The organism is Xanthovirga aplysinae, from assembly GCF_009711365.1.
Lineage (GTDB): Bacteria > Bacteroidota > Bacteroidia > Cytophagales > Cyclobacteriaceae > Xanthovirga > Xanthovirga aplysinae.
Genome location: NZ_SMMB01000656.1, coordinates 1 through 3,035 on the forward strand (window position 1 = coordinate 1; position 3,035 = coordinate 3,035).

At 38.1% G+C, this 3,035-nt stretch carries 3 protein-coding genes; all 3 read right to left on the minus strand.

Annotation, left to right across the window (positions count from 1 at the left end; translation table 11 throughout):
• Positions 1–96 precede the first annotated feature (96 nt).
• Positions 97–1,068, minus strand: a complete 972-nt coding sequence (locus E1171_RS03785; RefSeq protein ID WP_155204244.1) for a lytic transglycosylase domain-containing protein — start codon at positions 1,066–1,068, stop codon at positions 97–99.
• Positions 1,068–1,823, minus strand: a complete 756-nt coding sequence (locus tag E1171_RS03790) for a TIGR00730 family Rossman fold protein (RefSeq protein ID WP_155204246.1) — start codon at positions 1,821–1,823, stop codon at positions 1,068–1,070. Before E1171_RS03790 ends, E1171_RS03785 begins: the two co-directional genes overlap by 1 nt.
• A gap of 187 nt (positions 1,824–2,010) precedes the next feature.
• Positions 2,011–2,928: a TIGR01777 family oxidoreductase gene (locus tag E1171_RS03795; protein ID WP_155204248.1), complete on the minus strand. Its 918-nt coding sequence runs from the start codon at positions 2,926–2,928 to the stop codon at positions 2,011–2,013.
• Between the last annotated feature and the right edge of the window lie 107 nt (positions 2,929–3,035).

Genomic DNA, 3,035 nt, shown 5'->3' on the forward strand with positions numbered 1-3,035 from the left:
AAAAGAGCTTCAAAGCCCTTCCCTATACTCAAATCCATAGATTTCTTATTTTTCTAAATATGCAATGGTTATAATTGTTCCCCTTTGGGATATTTCCTAATCACTGAACCCCCTCCTTTTTTCAGGAATCAATAGGGTATACCCTTTACTTCTCTTACTTACAGTCAATTTTTTTGCTCTTAACCAGGGGTTGTACAATTTCAAATCCTTATAAGTGATCCCTTGCTCAAGGGAAAAGTCAACCAACTTAGAGATGCTTTTATTTACCTTAATTTCCTTTAAAGGTGGCTGTTTATACAATTGGTTATCCGGAAGATCATAACCGTATTTTTTTGGATTTTCTAGTATGGCTTTAATCGCCAAAATGCGAAAAACATAACGAGCTGTTTCGTGATTCAGTAAAAGATCATAATAGGAAGTCACTTTTTGTTGTTTTACCGATCGGCTAAATCCCCTCATTCCCATATTGTAGGAAGCCGCTACAGCTGTCCAATTTCCAAATTTTTCATATGCTTGCAGTAAATATTTACATGCTGCTTCTGTAGATTTAAGAGCATTATAACGTTCATCCACTTCTTTATTCACCTCCAAACCCAAATCTTTGGCTGTTCCCTTCATCAATTGCCAAAAGCCGGTAGCTCCTTTTGGAGAAACCACATTTTGCAACCCGCTTTCAATAACCGTCAGATACTTAAAATCCTGCGGTATTCCGTATTTTTTTAATATAGGTTCAATTTGAGGCAGCCAACGATTCGCTCTTTTAATCAAGAAAATGGTACTGGAATGCCAATAGGCATTCACATGAACTTCCCGGTCAAGCCGTTCTCGGACATCTTCTTCGTGCAAAGGTACTGCCTCACCTGCAAAGGAAAGGCTATCAGGAGTATCAAAAGTATAAACCTGAAAAGGTTGTCTGTACTCAGGACTTAATGGCTCCTCAAAAGAAGAAGAAAAATAAGGCTCTTGACTTTGTCTTTTCTTTAAAAAATTGGAATTCTGGTAAAAAATAAAACCTCCAAGAAATAGAATAACAAAAAGTAGTAGATAGATTAATGGTTGGTTTTTCATTAAAAATTAGGTGATAGAAGGTATCTGGAATAAAAATCGTCAATAACTTTAACAGCTTCTTCTGGGGTATCCACCAGACTAAATAAATTGAGGTCTTCCTTATTGATATTGGTCTCCTCTTGTAACAAAACAGTTTTAACCCAATCGAGTAACCCTCCCCAAAATTTACGTCCCACCAATACGATAGGGAACCGTCCAATTTTTCGAGTTTGAATGAGGGTAATAGCTTCAAACAATTCATCAAGAGTTCCAAATCCCCCTGGCATGACAATAAAGCCCTGGGCATACTTGACAAACATGACCTTTCGCACAAAGAAGTAGTCAAAATTGATCAGCTTATCCGGATCGATGTAGGGGTTATTAAATTGCTCAAATGGCAGGTCTATGTTTAGACCCACAGAACTTCCTTCTTCACTATGCGCTCCTTTGTTTGCCGCTTCCATTATGCCTGGGCCACCTCCGGTAATTACACCATAACCTTGCCGCACCAATCGAGCCGCAATTTCTTCAGCCATTTTATAATAGGGGTGGTCTGGTTTAGTCCTTGCCGAACCAAATATGGATACACAAGGGCCTATTTTGGCCAACTTTTCAAAGCCTTCCACAAATTCTGACATCACCTTGAAAATAGCCCAAGAATCTGAGCTTTTTATCTCATTCCAGCTTTTACTTTGGAACGCTCTCCTAATTTTAAGGTCTTCATCGATTCCCCTACCAGGCTTTCCATTTCCATTTTTTGAATTCTCCTTACTCATATTCATCGATTTAAATTCCAACCAAAAGAGTCTTTCAAATTAAATTTTTCCGAAATGAAATCAAAAGGAAAAAAGACATAAAAATTGACTTTTTTAAAGATTTCATTTCACTAAATCATAAGTTCCTAAATCTCAAAAAATTACCATTCCATAAGCTTTAGAAATCTTTTTTCTCAGTTCTCCTTGGTTAATCTTTTTGCAAATTCACTAAGGCTTCCTGTAAATTCTGGTAACGAAAGCGAAACCCTTTATCCAAAATCTTCTGGCAAGAAACCTTATTCCCTCCTATTAACATTTCTGCCATTTCCCCAAGCACTAACCGAAGCGGGAAAGAAGGTACGGCTGGCATAATTAACGGTCGGCCCATAACTTTAGCCAGTACTTTTGTAAACTCTCGATTCGTTACAGGATCAGGAGCTACCGCATTAAATTCACCTTGCATTTGATTATCATCAAGGGCCTTATTAAATAACTGACAAAGGTCATCTATATGTATCCAGCTCATAAATTGTTTTCCTGAACCCAATGGAGCCCCTACTCCCCAGGCTACAGGTTTTTTAAGTTTAGGAAAGGCACCTCCCTTCTTACTTAACACAAGGCCTAGACGAAATTTCACCACCCTTAAATCAAGATTCTTTATTTTATCTACCTCAGCTTCCCATAATTCACAAACTTTTGCAAGAAAATCTTGTCCAACAGGCGTCTCTTCATCCACAAGATTTTCCCCCGTGTCCATACCATAATAACCAATAGCTGAAGCAGAAACAACTGCTTGTACATTATGGGGAAGCTCTTTCAACTTTTCATATAACAGTTTACTGGAAAGTAAGCGGCTGTCAAGTATTTCTTTTTTTCTTGCCGCAGTCCAGCGATGATCCGCCACTCCAGCCCCTGCTAAATGAATAATATATTGGATATCATTTAAAGCTCCTTCTTCCAAAAATCTCCTTTCGGGATCCCATTGGAAGGTTTTAATTCTGCCACCCTTTTTGGAGGACCTGCTTAAATGGGATACAGTATATCCTTCAGCATGCAAATGTTGGCTTAGCGCACTACCTACCAGGCCTGTACCCCCGGTAATTAGAACATTTTTTGAAGCTCCCATACTTTTTTTCCAAATGGCCTAATGGGCCGTATTAATTTTAACCCCCCTTAAGAAATGAATGTTTGAAAGATAATAAAGGGAATTATTATTTAGAATAAAAAATTGGG